Annotated in this window: 1 pseudogene; it reads left to right on the forward strand. The window is 44.6% G+C overall.

Going from position 1 to position 554, the window contains the following annotated elements:
• Positions 1-554 (forward strand): annotated as a pseudogene (locus ACWHAR_RS30810) (cellulose biosynthesis cyclic di-GMP-binding regulatory protein BcsB); the annotation flags it as partial.

The following is a 554-nucleotide window of genomic DNA, read 5'->3' on the forward strand; positions in this document are numbered from 1 at the left end:
CGTGATGACAGATCAGACATATACAGGCCAGCTCAGCGGCGATACACTTTCAATCAGCAAGCTTCAGCAGACTGAAAAAAAAGAAAGCGATAAGCTGACCCTCGAGAATTTTGGAGCGGGTGATATCACAATTGGAGCCGACAAAACATCTTCAGTACTTTTATCCGGCTTCGGCTGTTTTAGATGAAAACCAATCGGCGAAGCTGTCGCTTAAACTGAAAAAGTCTGAAACGATTCAAGCCTCAACGGCTGAAAACGAGTCAGCCTCTCAGGCCGCAGAACTGAAAGTGATGCTCAACGGCCAGCCGCACTCGGTCCGGCTTGATGAATTAGGAAAAGAAGATAAAAACGGATTCTATCATGTCACAGTGAAAGTGGACCCTAAACTGCTGCATAAAAACCGCTACATTGATATTCAGTTCGTCACGACCGGTTTAAAGGAAAACAACCCTTGCAACACCACTGATGAAGAAAAGTGGGTTTTTATCGATAAAAACAGTACATTATCATACGCTATCAAAGGCATGTCTCCGTCAGCGGATTTTCAAGAGTGG

It is taken from the genome of Bacillus sp. LR--39 (assembly GCF_053613335.1).